11 protein-coding genes are annotated in these 23,199 nt (G+C 29.4%); all 11 read right to left on the reverse strand.

Annotation, left to right across the window (positions count from 1 at the left end):
• Positions 1 to 114: 114 nt before the first annotated feature.
• Positions 115 to 1,536, reverse strand: a complete 1,422-nt coding sequence (locus ACQRD5_RS10025) for an alginate O-acetyltransferase (RefSeq protein ID WP_291626478.1) — start codon at positions 1,534 to 1,536, stop codon at positions 115 to 117.
• Between the two features lie 13 nt (positions 1,537 to 1,549).
• Positions 1,550 to 2,284 (reverse strand): MBOAT family O-acyltransferase, encoded by a 735-nt coding sequence (locus ACQRD5_RS10030; RefSeq protein ID WP_427746770.1) that lies wholly within the window; start codon positions 2,282 to 2,284, stop codon positions 1,550 to 1,552.
• A gap of 2 nt (positions 2,285 to 2,286) precedes the next feature.
• The gene (locus ACQRD5_RS10035) at positions 2,287 to 2,949 is read right to left on the reverse strand and encodes an MBOAT family O-acyltransferase (protein WP_427746771.1); all 663 of its coding nucleotides are present in this window, start codon (positions 2,947 to 2,949) and stop codon (positions 2,287 to 2,289) included.
• Between the two features lie 242 nt (positions 2,950 to 3,191).
• A complete protein-coding gene (locus tag ACQRD5_RS10040; RefSeq protein ID WP_291626474.1) occupies positions 3,192 to 7,577 on the reverse strand; it encodes a glycoside hydrolase family 2 TIM barrel-domain containing protein in 4,386 nt (1,461 codons plus the stop codon).
• A 120-nt stretch (positions 7,578 to 7,697) separates the two neighbouring features.
• Positions 7,698 to 11,702, reverse strand: a complete 4,005-nt coding sequence (locus ACQRD5_RS10045; RefSeq protein WP_291626472.1) for an alpha-L-fucosidase — start codon at positions 11,700 to 11,702, stop codon at positions 7,698 to 7,700.
• Positions 11,703 to 11,843: 141 nt separating this feature from the next.
• Positions 11,844 to 17,084: a beta-N-acetylglucosaminidase domain-containing protein gene (locus ACQRD5_RS10050; protein ID WP_291630768.1), complete on the reverse strand. Its 5,241-nt coding sequence runs from the start codon at positions 17,082 to 17,084 to the stop codon at positions 11,844 to 11,846.
• 408 nt (positions 17,085 to 17,492) lie between these two features.
• Entirely contained in the window at positions 17,493 to 18,572 is a 1,080-nt protein-coding gene (locus ACQRD5_RS10055; RefSeq protein WP_291630766.1) for an amidase family protein, read from the reverse strand.
• 6 nt (positions 18,573 to 18,578) lie between these two features.
• Positions 18,579 to 19,799, reverse strand: a complete 1,221-nt coding sequence (locus ACQRD5_RS10060) for a phosphopentomutase (protein ID WP_291630764.1) — start codon at positions 19,797 to 19,799, stop codon at positions 18,579 to 18,581.
• Positions 19,800 to 20,026: 227 nt separating this feature from the next.
• Positions 20,027 to 21,184 (reverse strand): YhfX family PLP-dependent enzyme, encoded by a 1,158-nt coding sequence (locus ACQRD5_RS10065; RefSeq protein WP_291630762.1) that lies wholly within the window; start codon positions 21,182 to 21,184, stop codon positions 20,027 to 20,029.
• 12 nt (positions 21,185 to 21,196) lie between these two features.
• Positions 21,197 to 22,303 (reverse strand): aminotransferase class V-fold PLP-dependent enzyme, encoded by a 1,107-nt coding sequence (locus ACQRD5_RS10070; protein ID WP_291630760.1) that lies wholly within the window; start codon positions 22,301 to 22,303, stop codon positions 21,197 to 21,199.
• 10 nt (positions 22,304 to 22,313) lie between these two features.
• Positions 22,314 to 23,189 (reverse strand): phosphotriesterase family protein, encoded by an 876-nt coding sequence (locus ACQRD5_RS10075; RefSeq protein ID WP_291630757.1) that lies wholly within the window; start codon positions 23,187 to 23,189, stop codon positions 22,314 to 22,316.
• Positions 23,190 to 23,199: the final 10 nt, after the last annotated feature.

Below are 23,199 nucleotides of genomic sequence, written 5' to 3' on the forward strand. Positions count from 1 at the left end.
TTATTTTAAATAGTTTGTAATAATTTCACCATTCTATTTTTATTTTATAGCTAAATGAATCTATTGAAATAAATAAAATTCATATAATTTTATACCAATTTTAAAACTAATTTACTACAGTTGATATTTTACTTTTTCATATCTCTCTTCATCCTTAGATACAAAGTATAATTCAATATTATCTAGATTCTCTAGCTCTGAAGTAATTACTGAAAATTCTACATATAAGTTATCTTCATCTCTAGTTATTTTACTATCTAATATCCTATTATTAATATTTACATATGCATATAATAAGTCATCACTTTCAATAGGAATTGTAATCTTTGTTATATTTTCCTCTGAAACTTCAATATTTTCCATATCTAATTTCACAAAATTATCTTCTATTAGATTATTATAATTTCTAAGGTTTTTTATATATGTTTTTTCTTCCATCATTGTAGTTGGATAATGATACCCTGTATTAGTGTATTCAGTAGATTCAAATAAAACTATATCTGGATTATAAATATTTATATAGTATTCATAATCTATTACATTTCTATAATTATGTATTTTCATAACTTCTGAAAAGTTTCCAGTTATAAATTTTTCTTTATTGTTAAAATAACTTCCAGCAAATATTAATAATCTAGGACCTTCTGTGTTAGTTAAATTTTTATAATGAGTAAAGTATCTAAAATTCTCATGTCTATATATTTCATCTTCATAATCTTCAATATACTGAAGGTTATATTCTTTTAAACTATAATTTGTAGTTTCTTCATTAATTATGAAGTTAGATGAAAGCAATTTCTCGTTAATTACTTTTTCTGATTCATACTTATTAATATCAAAAGTTCCAACTCTATTATCTAATTCGTTAAGTCTATCTATTATTGCTGAAATTCCAACAATAGCTCCAGTTTCATTCCAATGTCCTGCATCATACTTTTTGTCATATAATAGTATATCCTTTAATAAAGGATTTTCTTTTGCTTCTAACAATGTATCAACATTACTTAAGTAATTAACACCTTTTTCATTCAGAAGCTCTATAAAATAGTCTAGATTTTCAGTGCTATGATTATATCCTTCTGGCAAGTACTCTGGATAAATAGTTGATTTACTTGGCTCTAAAGTATATAGGAACTTAATACCTCTTTCATCACAATAAGTTTCAAAGTCCTTAATAAAACTTGAAAAAACCTCTTGAAATCTTAAGTTTACTTTAGTTTCTGGCAACTTAAGATAAATGTGTCCATCCTTGCCATTTTCATAAGTTGGATGAACTAACTCATCAAAAAACATATCCATTCCTTTTGTATATAAAGATACCATACTATTTCTAAAGCCAATTCTTTCATTAACATAGCTTCCAATGTTATTAAAAATAGTTTTACTATTATATGAATCTTTAAATATATCTTCAAAGTCTAATAACATTCTATTATCTATTTCAGAAACTTGATTAATCTTTAAATTTATATTAATTATTGGTAATAAAATAATTAATATAAATATTACAATCTTACCAATATAAATTTTTTTCATTTTTTTCACCTTTCTAAAATTGGAAGTAAATAAATGGACTATAAGTAGAATTAACTACAAAAATAATTGATATAATAAATAATAAAGATATTATTATTGTAGATAAAACTTCAAAGTTCTTACTTTTCTTATACTTCTTTAGATTATTATTCGCAAATGGTACTGCCCCTAATATAGAAATTACAATCCAAAAAACAAGTTTTTTATTAATAAAATAACTATACTCAAAAGTAATATCTATAGCCTTACTAAAACCAAACATAGTTTTAATAAATCCAATTGCCTGCTCTAAATTATCTGCTCTAAATAGCACCCATCCTAAAATAACAATTAGCATAGTTACAATATACTTAATAGTTCTTGGAACATTAATATACCATTCTTTATTTCTTATAGCTCTTTCAATAAGAATAAAAAATCCATGCCATAGTCCCCATAATATAAATGTCCATGCTGCTCCATGCCAAATTCCTGTAACTAAAAATACTACAAATAAATTAAAATATATATTTCCTCTTCTATTTCCACCAAGAGGTATATATAGATATTCCTTAAACCATGTGGATAAGGAAATATGCCATCTTCTCCAAAATTCTGTTATGGATTTTGAAATGTATGGGTAATTAAAGTTCTCCATAAATTCAAAGCCAAACATATATCCAAGTCCTATAGCCATATCAGAATACCCTGAAAAATCATAATATATTTGAAATGTGTAACAAATTGCTCCTATCCAAGCAGTTGGCATATCTATTCCACTATAGTATAATTAAATATATTATCTGCCATTCCAGCTAATATATCTGCAATAATAACCTTCTTGGCTAATCCAATAACAAATCTATTGATACCATAGCTAAAAAACTCTAAAGATTCTTTTCTATTTCTAATTTGATCATCTATAGTTTTATATTTTATAATTGGACCAGCTACTAACTGCGGAAATAATGATATATATAGTGCAACTGAAAAAGGATTTTTATTAACCTTCCCATCATTTCTATATATATCTATAATATAAGACATTCCCTGGAAAGTGAAAAATGAAATCCCAATAGGTAAAACTATATTCTTTATAGAATAATTAGTATTAAAAATTTCATTTATATTCTCTATAGTGAAATCATAATATTTATAATAAAATAGCAAAGCCAAATTTAGTATTATCCCTAAGCTTAAAAATATCTTTCTTAGTTTAATATTACTTCTTACATCGTCTATTAAAATTCCAAAAATATAATTTATTATAATTGAAACTATTAATATCTTTAGGTAACTTACTCCACCCCAAGAGTAAAAAAACAAACTAGCAAGTAATAATACATAATTCTTTAATTTTTTTCCTGAAATGTAATACAAGAATAAAACTAATGGTAAAAAAACAAAAATAAAAATTGATGAACTAAATACCATAATTACTCCTCTTATGTTAATTAATTAGACAGTTTATTATTATATGATATATCTATATATAATTGTATATAATCTACTTATTATATTTCCACTATAACTGAACTTACATGTATAGAACTAACAAATACTTGCTTTTTCTTAATCTCCCTTTTATTCGCCCTAATTCTTTCCCATGGGGAACAATCTTTAGAAATTATCCATAAATGAGCCCCTGGAGAAATTCTCCTGAGGCTCATAATTTTTTATTTAACTTTAGCTTTTCTTTTTATTGCTATAAATAAGCCACTAGCTATTAATATTGTAGCTAACAAAATTATTTGAGTGCTTGAAATTGCTGTTCCTGTTGTCGGTAATTGATTTGCCTTATTCTCACTTTCACCCACTTTTGAATCCTCTGGTACCTTTGGTGCCTCCTTATTAGGTTCTTGAGGCTTGCTTGGTTCTTCTGGATTATTTGGTTCTTCCGGCTTACCTGGTTCTATTACTTCAGAAATTTTTTCAAACTTTGCAGTTACTTCTATATCAGACTTAACTACAAATCTATAAATTTCTTCTTTACTTATTTCCTTATTTTCTACATCAAACCATCCAACAAACTTATGCCCTTCGTCTGCTTTTGCAATTAAATTAACTTCTTTTCCTTCTTCATATTTACCTTGCCCCGTAGTTGAGCCTCCCTCTGTATTATTAACTGTAACAACATACTCCTTTGGTATTGGTAATATATAATTTACAGTATACATATTCTTGCTTCCATCTTCTGCACGAACAAATATTAATGATTTATTATTATGAATTGGTAATATAGTGACTGCTCTATTATCTTCTGCATTAGCCTCAACCTGCTCTGGTAACTTATCTAAATTAATTTCGTACTCATTTATCTCCGGATCAAAATCTTCTAAATTATTACCATTTATTTTTATTTCTTTTAAAGTATTTTTATCACTAGCAATTTCTTTTTCTACATATTCATATACCTTTACTTCTGTTAATCCAATACAATTCCCTACTTGTGGTTGTTGCATATATATTCTAATACTATCAGTATTTATTGATTTATCTAAGAAATAAGTTGTTTCTCCAGCACTATGTGATACTTCTGTTGTATTTGTATGAGACTGAACAACATATTCTCCATTTTCATTTTTATAACTAATTTCAACTTTCTTTGGAATTCTCGCACTTAAATTATCTGTAAACAACCATAAATCTAGACGATCTATATTATATTTATTGTTCCAATCAAATTGAACATAAGCTCCCTTAGGCTCACCATTTTCAGAAGTTAATGTACGCTCCCTCCAATTTGTCCAACGTTCATTTACATCTTCTCCGCCATTAGTAATTCCATTATTAATAGAATTTAAATTATCTGCAGTTTGTATAGGGCTTTGAGATAACCTTGGAATATCATTGTTTTCATTTGATTTATTAATGGCAATATTTCTAGCAGCTTTTAAAGCTGGTACTACACGGACACTAGCAGTAACATTATAAGTTTTATTTAATAAACTTACAGTGCCAGGAATAGAAACAATTGTATTTTCAGTTGTAAAATCTATATTATCAAAATTCCAACTAACAACAAACTCCTCTGATTCAGTACCATTTGCTAAATATCCTTTTACTGTTTTAGGAAGTGTAGGTTCATTTCCTGCATAGGTAAAAGTAGATATATTCTCCATTGAAACTACATCACCAACAACATGTATATTAACAACTACTGGAATATCTGTATCTTCCAATCTACCTGTAACTTTAAAAATTTGTGGAGTCTTTAAATTCTCTTCATCATATTCATTCCATTCAATTCTTATAGCTTCAGTAGTACCATCGCTATATCTAGCATTAACCTCTTTTGGTAATAAAGGCTTTTCATCTAATGAAACATAATAATCCTTTACTATATCATAAGATTCTATAAACTTATCATCTCCTGAATTATTTACAGAATTAATAGTTATAGACTTAGATTCTAGTCCCTCTCCTGAAACATTTAAGATGATTTCTCCAGCATTTTTAGTTGATTGAACTATTACTAATGCTTTCCCACTAAATGCACTTCTACTTCCTAACTTATCACTTTGTGGTTTATATCTATCTGTATCAGCTGCATTACCATTATCTAAACCAACTATTTTACCATTTCCCTCAAGTGTATAAGTTAGTCTATTATTAGCACCATAAGCTAAATTTCCTTTATCATCTACTAAATCAACAGTTATATAAGACAAGTCATATCCATCTGCATTTATAGTAGTTCTATCAGCATTTAAGCTAACAGAAGATACCTCTCCATAAGTTTTAACTATAGATCTTCCATCAGTATTATTTAGTAAATTTCCTGATTTATCATATCCCTTAGCTTCTATAGTTCCAGCTTCGTAAGGTACAGTAAAAGTTGGATATAATGCATCATTATCAAATGTATAATATTTATAACCAGCATTTGTTGTATTTTCTGTAGCTGTTTTACTTCCAATCAATCTACCATTTAGATACAATTCAACTTTATAAGCATCCGTAAAGACACTAACTTGTACATTTCCATTTTGAACTGGTATATCTTGTTGATTCCATGAAGGTAATACATGTACTGTATTTACACTATCATTCCATTGACTTTGGTATAAATAATAAATATCTTTCTCAAATCCTGCTGTATCAACTATACCAAAATAACTTGATTTAGGTGCAGGTCCTCTTCCCCCACCAACTGTTCCTGTTCCTGTTCCATTCCAAGGTGTGGGTTCTCCAATATAATCAAAACCTGTCCAAACAAATTCACCAGCATTATAATCATTTTTTATTGTATATTTCCATGCATCACTTGCTGAATGTCCCCAACCAACTCTATTAGAGTTATTATCAAACTCTGGTATTTGTAAATCTTCATTACTTTGATCACTTCTATTTATAGACTTATAATAACCTCTACTATGAACTGCACTACTAGTTTCTGAACCATAAAGTATCCAACTAGGATTTGCATTTCTTAAATTTCTAAATTGATCGCCATTAGCATAATTTAGTCCAACTATCCCACCACTATTAGCAATAATATTTGAAATAGCAATAGCTCTGGAATCATTATTCTTACTCTTGTTTTCACCAATAGTCACAGGTCTAGTCATATCTTCATCTTGTATCCAATTAACAATATTTTGTGCAATTGTAGTATAGTTAGATGTATCTCCGCCAATTCCTTCTAATACTTCATTTCCTATTGACCACATAATTACTGATGGATTATTCTTTGAAGTCTTAACCATTGCCCTTGCTTCAAATTCTCCCCATGACATTCCACTTTTACCGTTTATTATTTCATTTGTATCTTTTATAGTCACATTAAAGTATCTACCAAAATCATTACTATTTCCATTTTTAGAGTTAGTCCAAGTATCAAAGGCTTCATTTATAACTAAAAGCCCTAATCTATTACAAATTTCTAATAACATTTCACTTGCAGGATTGTGTGTAACACGAATTGCATTAACACCCATTTCCTTCATAGTCTCCATTTGACGTTCTACAGCTCTATAATAAGAAGCTGCACCTAAAGAGCCTTGATCATGGTGCATAGAAACGCCCCTAAGCTTCATATTTTCTCCATTTAATGAGAAGCCAGTATCTCTATCAAATTTAAAATATCTGAACCCAAAGTCTGTATAATAAGTATCAACTACTTTATCATCTAATAATACTTCGCTTTTTACTTGATAAATATTAGGAGTATCCACTGACCATAAATCTGGCTTATTTACTATAGCTGTTTGGGTATATTTAGAATCTCCATTAGAGTCTATATTCTGTGATAATTCTATTGCACTACTAACCTCTTCACCCTTTGAATTTAACACTGTAGTTCTAACTTTCACATTACTAGCTTTATTAGATTCATTTTCTACAATAGTTTCAACTATTACATCAACATTCCCACCTTTTTGTGATTCAATCTTTGGAGTTGTAACCGTTGTTCCTAAATGTGCAACATGAATAGACTCTGTAACTGTTAATGTAACATCTCTATATATTCCACTTCCAGAATACCATCTACTAGTTGGAACTGGATTTCTAACTTTTACTGCTATTATATTCTCAGTTTCCCCATCATAAATTAACTCATCAGAAATATCAAAAGCAAATGCAGTATAGCCATAATTATGCTCACCAATTAATTTTCCATTTATATAAACTTCAGCATTCATATAAATACCATCAAAATTTATAGTAAATTCTTTTCCTTCATACTTCTCAGGTACAATAAAATGTTTACGGTACCACCCAGTACCTCCTAATAAAAATCCACTTTCTGCTTCTCCTTGAACAGTAAAATCACCTTCAATACTCCAATCATGTGGTAAATTTAAAGAACGCCAAGATGAATCATTAAAATCTGTAGCTTCTGCACCTGATTGATCGCCTTTATAAAATTTCCAATCTTGATTAAATATTGTAGATCTTTCTCCATCCTTAATAAAACCTACATATACCGTTTCAGCATTTTGCTTTTCTTCAGTCTCATAACTCAAAGGTACTGCTGAACTGATTGTTGTTGGTAATAAACTGGTCATTACTGACATTCCAACTAATAAAGCACAGCATTTTTTCTGAAATGGTTTCATTATTCTCAACTCCTTATCTTTTTTTTTTGTTAAATATTTATATTATTATTAGACCTCAGATTTTTATTATCTAGATTCTCTGAGGTCTAAAATAACTACCTCATTAATTGTTAATAAAAATTAATCTTCTTTTTTCTTAAATAACACTGCACCTATTGTTGTTAATGCAATTGCTACCATACTTGATAAGCCTCCTATTACTGCTCCTGTATTAGGTAACTTATCAGTATTACCTTTACCACTGTTGTTTTTATCATTACCAGCATTACCATCAGTTTTGTCATCATCAATCTTGTCATCATCAATCTTGTCATTATTAATTTCAACTAAGTTATCAATAGCACTTGCTATTTCTAATGTTGCTTTATCTACTTCTTCTTGTGTGGCATCTTCTTTTGATACTATTCTATTTGCATTTAATAATGCTTCATTAAATTCTTCTAAACTTTGTGCTGTATATTTTGATGTGTCTATTTTATTTGCATTTTCTACTGCTGCAATTAATTCTTCTTTATTTGCCTTTATCACAAGATTACTTATAGAAGTATTTAATCTACTTATAGCTCCATTAACTTCTTCTTGTGTAGCATCTTCTTTTGATACTATTCTATTTGCATTTAATAATGCTTCATTAAATTCTTCTAAACTATTTGCAGTGTATTTTGATGTGTCTATTTTATTTGCATCTTCTATAGATTTATTTAGTTGAGATTTGTCTACAGTTATTTCTACCTTTGTTATCTTTATGCTATCAATATTAATTGTTGATCTTTCATTGTTATAGAATTTTATTTTATCTAATCCATTTTTAAGTGAAACTCTAAAAGTTTTTGTTCCAAAGTTAGGTAATGTTAATGGGCAATCAACACTTCCTGAAATTGATTCATCATTATTTACATAGAATAAAGTGTCATTTGCTCCTGATAAATACCTAATTTCTATATCGTATAATCCAGCTGATTCTGTATTTACCCACATATTTACCCAAGCATTTCCTCTACTTGTTCTACCTAACCAGCCAACAACTTTTCCGCCACTAGCTCCAGCTTTATTTTCTATTTCTCCACCTACACCTTGTAGCTCTAAGTTTTCACCTTCCACTAACACTTCATTACCTGTTAAAAGAATAGGATTACTTTCACTATTTTGATGATTTACTTCTCTTACTTTAAATCTAACTTCTATCCTAGTATCCTTTTGGATATTTTCAATAATATAACTATTTCTTGCTCCTACAGAAACTCCATCTACTAATACATCACTAACTACATAGCCCTCATTAGGTGTGAATGTAAAGTTTTCTGATTCTCCTTCTTTTTTAACTACTGAGCCAGCTGGAGTGATACTACCATTTTCTCCTGCAACTGCTGTAATAGTATAATTAGTTTCTACTAACTCTTTAGCTGTTACTTCAAAGCAATCAATATTTGGTGAAGATTGTGAATCTGATGTGAAAATTAATTCTCCAGCACCAGCATTTGTAACTACAACATCAAAGCTTGTTTTTATAATTGGTATTGGTCTTTGAGTTCCAGTTCCCGGAACTGACTTACTTCCTGATTCTATGTTAGTTCCACTCCAATTAACTTTATTTAAATTTCCCTCAGATCTTCCTGATTCATAAGACATATTAAATGTGTATATACCTGCTTTTGGAGCATAGAATGGAACCTTTATTATATTGCCTGGCTCAAACCAAGTAACCATTTTACCACCACTTGCTGCAGCTCTATCTGTTATTCTTACATTGTTAGTTCCTGTAATAGGAATAAGTGTAAATAATTCCGCTTCTAATAATTTCTTATTATTTAAAGTACTAGGGAAAATAAAAGGATTTTCTACAGTATATGGTGTATCAACATCATTATCTATAATGGTTACTTCTGCCTTTTTATTTAGTCCTATTATTGCACCATTAGTAGCATCGTTAATATTACAGTAGAATTTTAAGTTTCCTGACTTTTCAGTATTATCTATAGCACTAACTGATACCTTAGCAGTTGTTTGCCCGTCAACAAATTCTATAGTTTTATTTACATCCCCATAATGCCTACCATGAACAGCACTATCTGGTGATGTTGAGAAATGTACTGTAGCTGGACCTTTGCTTCCTCCAACTCTCTTAATAGTAATTTCTTTTTCTTCACCTTCATAGACAGTGTAGCTAGTATTTTCTATTTCAAACATTCCTGCACCATTATTATTTAAATAATAAGCGCAATCTAAGCCTATTGCATTTCCATTTGCCGCTGAATTTCTTTCGCCCTTAACAACTATTTTAACAGTATGTTGTCCCTCTGGTAAATCGTTTGTTGTGTATAATACTTGAGAAATAGCTCTTCTTGAACTATAGGTATCTACATCTGCAACCTTTACTCCATCAATGTAAACTTCCATAATTCCATGATTCGGATCTAAAGTACCAACAATCCATGCCTTGGTTCCTGTAAAAGTAAAGCTTGCATGAGTGCCTCTTGAACTACTGTACATTCCTGTACTACCTATTCCGATACTTTCTTGAGTCCAACTATTTTTATTTTCAAAATTTACATTATCAATAAAATCTGTACCTGATGGCACAACTGATTTTAACTCAAAAGAATTATCTAACTTATATACTTCAACGTTTTCAATTAAAGGAACAGCTTGTGAATTTCTAATATTTATTCTAATTTGACTAGCTCTTACTTCATTACCTCTCACTAATCTTTTAGCACCTATTGTATATCCACTACCAAATTCCCTCCATTGACCATTTGTAAATACCTCAACAGAAAATTGTGAAATTCTTTGACCTAATTTTATATATTCTTCAATTGATACAACATCGAAGGTCTTTTCTCCTCCTAAATTAATTGTTAAGCTTCCTGTTGTTTGTCCATCATCCATTGTCCAATAAGTATCATCATCATCATCTAAAACATTATTTGGGCTGTATTCAGAACTATTTCCTCTAATTGAAGAAGCTGTAGCTGTAGCATTTTCAGGCTTTGCCAAATTTTCATCGAAAGAGTTCTTAATAGCATCTGAAAATTCCTTTATTCTATTAATATCATTTTGTGTGAAACGACCTCTATTATCAGGAGCAACATTAAGCAATAAAGGTTGTCCTCTACCAACTGATTTAAAGTATATATCCGTTAATTCCTCCATACTCTTAGGACTGTTTCCTGCATGCCAAAACCATCCACTTGTCAAAGATACATCACATTCACCAACGCTCCATATATCTCCATTTGGGTCTCCACCATTTAAATAACTAGTTTCTTCACCTCTACCTTGATCATATCTATCTCTTACACGCTGTTGATTAATCTTTGACCAAACAGGATCCCCTGCTTTACCTGATTCATTTCCTATCCATCTTACAGTTGTACCATATGGACTAAATACTAAACAACCTGGTTGTAGTTCTTCAATTAAAGCAAACCACTCATTAAATTTATATTTTTGAGCAGCAGCTCCACTTCCCTTAGCTCCATCCATCCATACTTCAACAAATTTTCCATTATTACCATATTTATCATTTCCTAGTATTTCTCTTAATTGGTTCATATAATATTCATTGTAGTCTCCATTGCTGTCTGTTTCTTCATTTGTTCCTGTGCCATATCCATAAGAAGTTGCATTAGCATCCCATGGTGATAAATAAATTCCCATATCCATATCATATTCAGTACATGACTTGGAAAGTTCCTCTAGTACATCACCTTCTCCTCCCATTGTAGCCTGCCAATTTGTACTACTATCTACATCATGTTCTGTAAATTCACTCTTCCATAGTGCAAAGCCATCATGATGCTTACCCACTAAAATAATTCTCTTAAACCCCGCATCTTTTAATGTTCTTACCCATTCATCTGTATTTAAATCTGTAGGATTAAAACTATTGGGATTTTCTCTACCATTTCCCCACTCAACTCCTGTAAATGTATTCATACCAAAGTGAATAAAAGCTGCTAACTCTTCTTCATGATATTGTAATTGGGATGAATTGGGTAACGGTCCATGTGCTTCTGGTGGTCTTACATTTGTGTTTTCAACTGCAAAAACTCTAATTGGTGCCATTTCAAATATCATTCCTGCAATAACTATGCTAGCCACTAATTTTCTTATTTTTTTCATATTTTTCCCTCCATAAATCTTTTATAAAAATACTAAGTAAAATTAATACTTAATAATTTTTAACCCATTAAAACCCTTTAATTTTATAAAAAGACCCCAAAGAATAATTCTTACTTTGAGGTCTTAATCTTAAGTGCTATACTATTTCTTCTTTCTTAATACAACTCCAGCTGCCAAAAGTAATGATGCGATTCCTCCTAAAACAATAGTTGAAGTTCCACCAGTTAAAGGTAGATTGCCACTATTGTTATTATTTTTATCATTATTATTGCTATTATTATTGTTACTATTATTTACCACTAACTGATCTATAGCTTTTTGCAATTCAATTTCTGCAGTTAAGATATCAGCTTCTGTAGAATTTTTATCCTTTAATACCTTCTTAGCTTCCTTTAACTTTTCACTAAGAACTTCAAAACTGTTTTTCGTATAATACTTCTTTGTATAACCTTCTGCTTTATTAATTAAAGATTCTAATCTTTCTTTGCTTGGCTTTAATTTTAATTCAGAAAAGGCTCTAAACAATTCACTATAAGCTTTCGTTATCTCTTCTTCACTTGCATTCTCCTTTATAAGAACCGCCTTTGCCATTTCTAACTTCTCTGTTAATATTCTCCAAGATTTTTCTGTATAATTTTCATTATTTAGATTCATTATTTTTTCTATTAAGGAAGTTAGTGGCTTTTTATCATTATTTTTAAATGATAAGCCTTCAATTGCTGATTTTAAATTAGTTGTAGTAGCATCTATACTTTCTTGATTTGCATCTTCATCAGCTAGTATAATCCTAGCTTCTTCTAAAGCTTCTCTAAACTTATTAACTGAAGCTATATTTTCAACCTTTGAAAGTTCCTCTTCTGTAATATATTCTGCTATATCAACTGTAGCTTTAAGTTGTTCCTTATTTACTGGAATTATTTCATCTATGGCTAAAGAATTTATAGCTTCTTTAACATTTTTTATAGCTTCTGATACGGCATCTTTTGTAGCATCTGGATTGTTTAAAACTACATTTGCTGCTTCTACTGACTCTTTTAATACATTTAATGTAACTTCTGTATATTCAGTATCACTATTTATTAAATTATTTGCACTTTCTATAATAGAACGTAATTCTTCTATATTAACTAAATCAGTAATTGAAGTTACTAAGCTTTCTTTAGCCTTATCAATTTCTTCTTGATTTGCATTTTCCAAGTTATTAAGTATATCTTTTGCATATTTTAAAGCCTCAGTAAATTTAGTATAACTACCTACTGTATACTCATCTGACTTATAAATTTCTGAACTTAATACTAATTCTTCTAAATCAGTTATATTAGGCAGACTATAATTATTAATTGTTACTATTTCATATATAGTAGGGGCAGCTCCTTGCCAATCAATTCTTATTTCAAAAATATTATCATATTTCATATTTACAAGTTCAGTTAAACTCTTATCTAACCTTCCAAGTTCTTCCCATATTCCTTCTCCTGACTGATTGTATCCAGTTCTAACCATAACCCTTGCATTTGAAATTTCATTTCCACTTTGAACTATATTTATCTTTTTAACATCGGTATTTTCAGATAAACGATAAGTTAAGCTACCTGATTTAATTTCACCATTATTTGTATTTGCCTTATATGCTGTAGTTAGATTCTTATCTTTAATATTTTGTGGTGAAAAACCTGATAGTTCAATTGGATTAGATACATAAGTTGGATCATTAACTGTTGGTATATATTCTCCATCATTTATTAGAATTTCGCTTATTTTTATCCATCTATACATATAATCTGCAGTAAATAAAATTCTTAAATACCTTGCTTCTTTATCTGATTCTAATTCACCTCTTACAAAAGCATGAGAAATTGGTACTATAGTTGTACTATCTCCATGTTCATATCCGCATTCAACTGGTTTAGAGCTAGCATCAGTATCATCATTTTGTATACCATCACCTATAGTAATAACATCAGTCCAATTTTCTCCATCTGAAGAGATTTGGAATTTAGCATCTCTTAGATAATCTATTTCTGTGTCTAAGACTGCATAGGTAAGGTTTCTTATATTAATAGTTTGACCTAAATCAAATACTATACTTCTATCTTTAATTGGGAATGAATTAAACCTTGCTAAAGTATTGAAATTTTTATCAAAAATATTCGCAACATTTCCATCTATAGGAACAAAAGCTTCTTTTAATGAAGGAGGATATACTTCATTAGATTTAACTTCAAACTTATTTAAATTAAATGTAACTTCTTTATTAGCCATCAATCTAATATATCTAGCCTCTTGTAAATCCTTCATATTTTCTAAATCAACATCATTCCACTCAATTTCATTCATAGATGTTTGTAATACTAATCCATCCTTATTGGAAACTTCTAAGTTAATTTCTGATAAATCTTTTATTCTATCTAATTTAATTCCAATATATTCATTATCAAGTAAATTTATATTTTCTTTTGGAACTAGTTTTGTCAATTCTTCACTTTCTAAAACTGATAAAAGCTCTAATTCAGTATTAGTATATACATTTTTGGTTGAGGAATTGCTTCCATATCTTTTCACACTAATCTCAGAAAATATTATCCACTTATTAAGAGCTACTTTGTTAGTTAATCTTACATACCTAGCTTCTACTCCTTCAAGATTTTCCTCTATAATATCTTGTCCAGATGCTTTTCCATTATATTCTTTAAATGTTGTCCAATTTATATTGTCTTTGGAGTATTCTAATTTATAACTAGTCCATTTATCTGATGAGCCATTTCTTCCAGTTACAAATCTTACTTCTCCAACTGGAATTACTTTTCCTAAATCTACTCCAATATAGTCTCCAACATTAGTAATATCACCAGCATGTGTTTTATACCAAACATCTGTTGAATCATTTCCATCAAATAAATTAGCTTCAGAACCTTGATATATTTGTGGCCATTGAGTTCTTATTACTGTTGGCCTTATTTCAGAATCATCTGCAATATTATCTTTATTAACAGTAATGTCCTTAATTCCTAACCAAGTATTAGTTCTTTCTTTAGTAGCTATAATACGAATACCCATAGCCTCTAAATCTAATTTATCAATAGTAATTTTATTTGGCATAGTATATAGCTTACCCTCTTCTAAATCAATCCAATTGCTCCCATCAACTGTATACTGAACCTTAGCTTCTTGCATTGTATCATTTGGGTTTGCTATAGCACCTAATAAAAATTCAATATCCTTAATCTTAATTAATCTATTATACTTAATCCCGATATAAGTACCTTCTGATATACTACTTGGATTCTTATAAACAACTTCTGTTGAAGGTTTATTATCTAATATATTATTTAAATTTCCTGTTGGAAGATCTATTCTATTAGTTATAACTGACGGTACTATTATAGATGGGTCAACTATTCCAGCAACTATTGGTGCTAAGATTCCTTCCATATTCTTTATAAATGGTACAATATGCTGAACTCCTACCTCTGCATATTGAATATGATCTACATATTTAAAGCCATAAGTTTTTGATTTTTCAAAAGCTGATTTAGCTTGTGAATAATGGGTCCATAAGTCACTTTTATTTCCTTCTTCATTTGAGATAATAGCCTCTAAGTATTCAATAGCCGCTGTTGTTGTATCTTCCCAAGAATTTAACCAGTATATAATTTGATCTCTTGTCTTTTCATTTCCTGGATTATTTTTATAATATTGGGCTGAATCCTTTAGCTTTTTGAATTCTTTTATTAATTCTAATGCATCTTCTTTAACCTTTGCTCCAGAAGAATATTTTTCTTTAAATGCTGTTATTTTTGGAGCTAATTCAAGGGATTCTTGTAATGCTCTTACACGACCATCCATATTTTGATTTATCATATGCTTACTTATTTCACGTAAAGCAGCTGATGCTTCTGTCTCTATAGCTGTATTATGATCCATATATTTAAATGAATCATGCCAGTTTTGATCAGCTTCTTCTTTACTTTCCCATATATTCCATGAATAATCTGCAACTGCAAATAGGGCTGATTTATTGGCTTCTGATTGTTGCATTGGATTTAACATTATACCTTCAATAAGAGTTGGATCTACCCCAGGATGTAAGAAGGTATCATTACCTCCCATAATTAAATGTTGTTTTGAGTTATCTGAACATGGCCAGTTAATCCAGTAATAAGGAGCTCTTCCTGTATTACTTTTAAATGTACTTGAGAAACTTTGAGACACTTCTCCCCATATCCTTCCTCCTGTCATAACAATTTGAACATTTTCTGGAGATTGTTTTAGATAATTAAACTCATTACTTGAACCATTTCCCATATAATCATACGGAATATAAGGTAACGTTGTTTTCATATCAGGATATTGTAATTTAACTTCATTTTTGAGCCAATTAGTCATATCATTTATTAATCTAAGTCCTAACTGTCCACCAGGATTAGCAAAATCATCTGCAAGTATAGCTACTTGTCTAACCCCTTGGTCTATAACTTGCTTAAGCTTAGACTTTAAGTCATTTAAATCCTTTTGATATCCAGCTTCATTTTTGTTAATTCCAAAAGGATCATTTCCTGGGAAAGGATGAATTCCATAAACAAATCTAGTTTTAGAAGCATTTCCTGCATCAGCTAGTTGCTTAATCCATTTAAGCTCATCTTCAGTATATAATGAACGCCACTGAACTCTATGCTTTGGATCATCCTTTGGTGCATAAAAATAAGCATTTAACTTATAGTATCCACCGTAAGTCATAAGGTCAATTCTGTCTTGAACAGACCAAGGATTTCCGTAGTAACCCTCTATAAATCCCCGTGTTACTACATTTGCATAGTCTTCAATTTTAAAGTTTTTTATAGAATTATCATTTTTTTGATTCAATATATGATATAAAGTAGTTAATCCATAAAAAGCTGAATCTGTATCTCTTCCTAAAATTGTTATTACATTTTTATCAGCTGCTAAAAAATATGAATCATTTTTTTCAAAAAGGTTTTCAGTTTCTATTGCATACTTCCTTGAATAACTATCAACAACTTCACCTGACCCATTGATTCCAACTAAGATATTTGTCTTATCATTAGCAATTTCATTAGTTTTAGAAACTTCATAACTAATATTGTGTACCTTTAATATCTCATTCTCTAATCTACTTTTTGTATAGTTATCTATACCCGACTCAAAAATAACGTTTACACCACTGCTAAAAGAAAGATTTCCCTCTTCGTAGCTTATTTTATGTGGTGCAGGATAAATTTCGTATTTAGAATCTTCTGTTTGTTTTATTTCAATTTTTTCTGTTTTTGTTTCAGCTGAAACTTTTATACTTCCAGACATATTAGATAATAAAATTAAACTTGTTAGCATTAGTGCTAAATACTCTTTAGATTTTTTTATCATATTATTTACTCTCCTCCCTTAACTATTTTTAACTTATATTTTTAGTAATATAATAATTTACAAAATCAACTATTAACCACACCCATTCATATATTTAATTACTTTTTTGGCTTTTATTTACATATATTTCATAAAAAAAAGCTGAAAAGTTTAAAAGCACCTCTTCAGCTAATGCTCAACCTTAATTGATTACACACTTTAATAATATATTATTGTTTGTATTTATTATATTGTATATAAATATATATTTCAATATATTTTAGTTAATTTTTACCATTTATTTACTACTTCCCTGGGGAACAATATTAGGAAATTAATACATTTTGATTAACAAATTTATAAAAAATAAAATACCCTATATGGATAACTTCTTTCCTTTAGGGTATTAAATCATATATTTTTATATATTTATAACTTTATAGGTTCAACGAACTTTTCTCTTCTAATAAAGTATCTTTGAAATGTTTCATTTTTATCTATTACTGAATCTAATTCTGATGCTAAATCAAAAGCTTTATTCATTCCTTCTTTTCCATGTTTTCCACAGATAACAAAACCACTTGATAATTTTTCTCCAGGAACTGTAATACCTGTACATTTACACATATTTATTGATTTAACTAGAGCCTTTCCTCCATTAGAAGTTATTTCTTTTTCTACTTTTCCCTTGAAACTTCTTTGTATTGTTTCATCATAGCCATAAACATCTATTGGTCCTTCATAAGTTAATATAGTATCTGCTAAATCACCTTCAAATATATTATTTATTTCTCTTATTCCTATGCTTCTTTCATATATATTATCAAAATCATAATCTAAAAATTTGAATTTATTCTTATCTAATAATTTAATAACTTTATCTATTTCTTCTCTCATATCTACGCCATCAGGTAACTTCAATAAATTCGCTTTTGGAATTAAAACTCTAATAACTTCATCTTTACTTTCTAGTTCTTCATCTAATATATCTTCTGTTACTTCCTTTAATATAGGTAAATTCTTAGAAATGATACCAATTCCTCCAGTAAAGTCTATGCTATCTGTGGATAAACTTCCTTTTCCTGTAACTAAATTTACTCCTGATCCAATAAAGGAATATAAATTGGTGCTAAGAGCAGGAGCTAATACTGAACCCCCACCATCTGTACCTATCCCAAAGTCATTTATTCCTTTAATTATATTTATAGCTGTACCACTACTTGAACCAGTCATACATCTATAAGTTAATGGATTTATTAAGTCTGTATCTATACTTCTCCCCAAGTGGGACATCTTATCCACAGATAATAATAAATATTTTGAATTTTCCCTCAATTTATCCACTATTGAAACTAGAATATCCACAGTATTTTTGACACCAAAGGTTAAAACATCATCCATTTTTTCTTTTGCTTCAATTTCTAGATTATTATTTATCGAAACTACTGACATATATAAATTTTGTTCTGCTAATACCTTTGCTCTATAAACCTTAGCATCTTTATCCATACTCCTCTACACCTCATCAGATATAATATCTTTTAAAAAGCTTTCTCCATTTTCTGGACTCTTAACATTAAAATAATCAGCTACTGTTGCACCAACATCTGAAAGAGTTTTTCTTTCTCCAATAAAGCCTTCTTTTATATTTTCTCCATAAATCATTATAGGAACCATTTCCCTTGTGTGCTTACTATGGCCTATAGTTGGGTCATTGCCGTGGTCTGCCATTATTAATAAAATATCATCACCATTGATAGTATTCATTAGCTCACCAATTAACCTATCTGCTATTTGTAATTTTTCAGCATATCTATCTACATTTTCAGAATGTCCTGATAAATCAGTTTCTTGTACATTACAACAAATAAATCCTTTATCTACTTCCTTTGATATTTCAATAGTTCTCTTTAAAACTTTTTCTGTATCTACCATAGGGATACTTGTACCTTTTTCATTTATAACTACATCTGCTACCTTACCTAGTAAGTAAACTGGTATATTTTCTTCTGATAAAATAGTTGATACTTGAGTTTTAGGATTAACACCGTATCCTAAATGAATACACTCATAACCATCATTATAAACACCAGATTTCGGTGCATTTATCCCAATATATCCACCTTCTTTTTCTTCTTCTGCATTTAGTATATCTTCTAAAGTTATACCCTTTCCCCCAAAAGTAATTACTCTTGGTACTGTTGCAATTGATCTTACTATGCGTCCAATTTCTAATACCTTATTAAAAGGAATTAAGTCTAAGGCAGAAGTTATATTAAATGCTTGTCCTAAATCACATTCTATATTATCTGCTACAGTAAGAGCATCTTCTACAACAAGATATTTTTCTTGCTTTCCATATTTATATTCTACCTTATATCCAGCCTCTTTTAATGCCTTATAAATTTCCTCTATTTTATTCTTTATAGGTTCTCTAAATGGCATCTTTGGCTTTGTTCCCATTATTTCTTGGTGTCCAAAGAAAGTGTCTGCTCCAAAATGAGTTAAATTGGATTTTCCATAAGTTGCCTTAGGATTTTTCTTCATTCCATTTATTTCTTTATCTATTATGTTTATTAAACCTAATTTTTCCAAATTAGGTAGCTTTAAATCACTTCTTCTTTCTAATATATGAATACAAGTATTTGAATTAATATCTTGAGGTCTTGTTTCTCTTACATCATCCATTTCTCCTATTCCAAAACCATCAAGAACTATAACTATAAATTTATTCATTTAAAAACCTCCTTAAATCCCTTTTACTATTTATCCCCTGTTATCAATTTTTTTTGAAATAAAAAAGAAATTTCAGCAGAGTTGTAACCTAATCCATCCTCTATCATCCATTTCCTTTTTCTATAACTATTAATTCAATTATTAAGATAAATAATGAAATATTTACTTAATTTAGTTTTGTGTATCAAAACGTCCTAAGCTCTTAACTTTTCACTATTTCCTCTTCACTAAAATTTCTTTCCTTGTGAATCATAAATTCCAACTATCTCTGGCTTTCCATTTTTTATCCCCTTAACTAAAGCCACATTACTTCTTGTTACAAAAATTTGAGTTCTAAATGCCATTATTACGGTATCTGATACCTTACATCTTTCTGATAACTCAAAATGATAATCTATATTTTCATCTGTTGGAGGAATAACCTTAATTATCTTTGAATTATCTACACTTTCTCCAACTAATGCATTTTCCATATGAGATCTTCTATAATGACCTCCCCCATAGCAATACCCCTTATCTAATAAATTATGTGATACTTCTGTTACATAAACCATAGCTGGAAGCTCTACCCCATTATTATACTTATGATATGGTGTACTTCCTGTTAACCCATGTCCTGGTTCTCCATGAGTACCACCTTCTTTATATATCTTCTCAATTGTATTTACACAAGTTGCAGAAGGCATATTTAATTGTTCTATCTTTATATCAAATTCTCTTTCAAGAATTTCTTTGGCTTCCTTAATAGTGTCAATATTATTTGTTCTCTTAACTTCATTACTTTCAGCATCATATAAGAAACATGGAAAGGATGCTACTCCAGCAACATTAATATTCTTAAGCTTAATTAATTCTTTTCCAACTTCCTTAAGTTCTTCTAATTTAAATCCACCATATTGACCTGAATATAAATTATCATTTTCACCTAATACTCTTAACATAATGTTTTGCTTAAGACCAAACTTCTCACAAACTTCATTAATTTCTTTAGCCTTTTCTAAGGTATAAACTGTAATATAATCTGGTTTAGATTTAACTACCTTCTCAACTAATGACTTAGGTATCTGAACTAAATGGCCAACATGACCAATCTTAATACCATTGTTAATCATAACTTCAGCTTCTCTAAAATCAACTACTACAGCACCTTCATATCCAAGATTCATTAATTCTTTAGCTATAATAGGGTTTCTTCCTATTTGCTTAGTCATAAAATAAAGCTTAATTCCATACTTGTCAGCTTCTTCTTTTATTTTTCTGGCATTCTCTATTAAAGTATCTAAGTCTATAACATAAGTATCTGGTAAAATCAATCCTTCTCTATGGAGATTAAATGCAGATTGAACTAATTCCTTATTTCTTTCTATAGTTTTTTCAAGAAACACCTTTGCTCCTCCTTACTTTACTTCTCTAACTTCCTCTATTGCACTCTTTAATATTCTAATTATAGTATCTGCCCCACTTCTCATTGGATTAATTCTAATCATTCTTTTTTCAAGGGTTGGATCTGCTGCCCTAAAGGTTCCAGATACTCTATACATCATTGGAACAAATTCATATATAGATTCAGAACCTACTGGATGAGATGCTGCTCCATACTTAGTAGTTAATTCTAAAATATCTTCAGCAATTTCCTCTTTAAACTCTACTAAAAGAACCTTAGATTGTGCATTTGCAAGAAAAGCATCCTTTATCTCTGGAATTTCTCCACCTTTTAATCTACTAACTAACTCTTCATTAACTTCAGATTGAATTGCTAAAGAAACTGGAGCATATACTAAGCCTCTTAATGCTTCCATAGCCTCATGTCCTTGTACTTGACTTCCACCTGAATAATTTAATGAATAAACCTTATCTATTAAATCCTTCTTACCTATTAATACACCAACACCTTCTGGTCCTAATATCTTAAAGCAAGAAAAACTTCCAAGATCAGCTCCACATTGATTTCCTATCTTTTTCACCTTAAGAGCTGCATAGTTATCATCAGTGATTATTCTTATATTTGAATTTCCTTCTTTTATTGTTGTTATTACTTCTTCTAAATCATAAGAATCATCTATTTTTTGTCTAGTATTTTGAACTAGAGCTCCTTTAATTTCTGGATGTTTAGAAATTACATTTTTAATATCTTCTAAATCATTAAAATTAGCAGTAATAACATTAAGTCCCATAGTTTCAATAGTAACTTTAGAAGTAGGATATATCGGTGCATCATGTACTAAGATTGTGTCTCCACTTTTCATAAAGCTTATAAGACCCCATCTTATAGCTCCTGTTCCTGCTCCCCTTACTAATATTGCTGCTTCTGCATCAAATACTTCTGCAAAAACATTTTCTACTTTCTTAGTATATGTTGGTTTATTTAACCCCTTTACTACCCCTAAGTCACCTAGGGATAATATTTCTCTACCATCAAAATGCTTTGTTATAGTATCTATTATTTTAAATTGTAATTTCTTTGCTTCCTCTAAATTTATCGAATGTAATGGGTAAGTTCTCATAAATTTCCTCCTATTTAAGGCCATAAATATTTTTTATATTATTAACTAACATATTTTCCATATGCACATTAGAAATTTCTTTTTCATATAATCTTGGTAAGAAACTATCAATTAAATAGCTATAACCAAGACCTCCATTATCCTTAAAATGAGATTTTCTTGTGATATCCATAGACAATACTATTTGATTACTATATCCCCTATCACAAAGTTCTTTTAACCAGATTGCTCTATCTTCATCTGGTTGATAATTATTCTTGCCAATTGTATCAAATGCAATATTAACACCTGTATCAAGTAATCTAAGCATATATTCTAAGTCACCACTTAAATCAATATGACTTAGTGTTACCTTAGATAAATCAACATTGAATTTTTTAAATACTTCAATTTGCTCAAGACCTAACTTTCCTAAAGTTGTATGAGTAATTATAGGTTTTCCAGTTTCAACATGAGCTCTTGAAGCAGCTTCAAAAACCTTTAGCTCCATATCTTCAATCTTATTTAAGCTAGTTCCAATTTCACCTATAACATCTGCTTTAGTAGATGTTCCATCAATTCCATTTACAATTTCATCAATTAGGATTTTAGCCATTTCTCTTTCATTTATTCTATAAACCTCTTCAGGTAAGAAAGGCTCCTTATAATATCCAGTAGCTTGAAGGATATTTAGCCCTGTTTCTCTAATAACGTCTGCTACATAGTCTGTATTTCTACCCATACCTCTATTAGTAACATCTATAATAGTAGAAACACCTTTATTCTTTAATTCTTTAAACTCTTCTATTGTTTGACTTTTATTATTTAAAAAACAATCTTTGTCTTTCTTTATACCAGATAAATCTATTGTTATATGCTCATGAGCATATACTATTTCCTTCTCCATCTAAAACCCC

This window comes from Clostridium sp. SGI.024, assembly GCF_050315195.1.
GTDB lineage: Bacteria > Bacillota > Clostridia > Clostridiales > Clostridiaceae > Clostridium.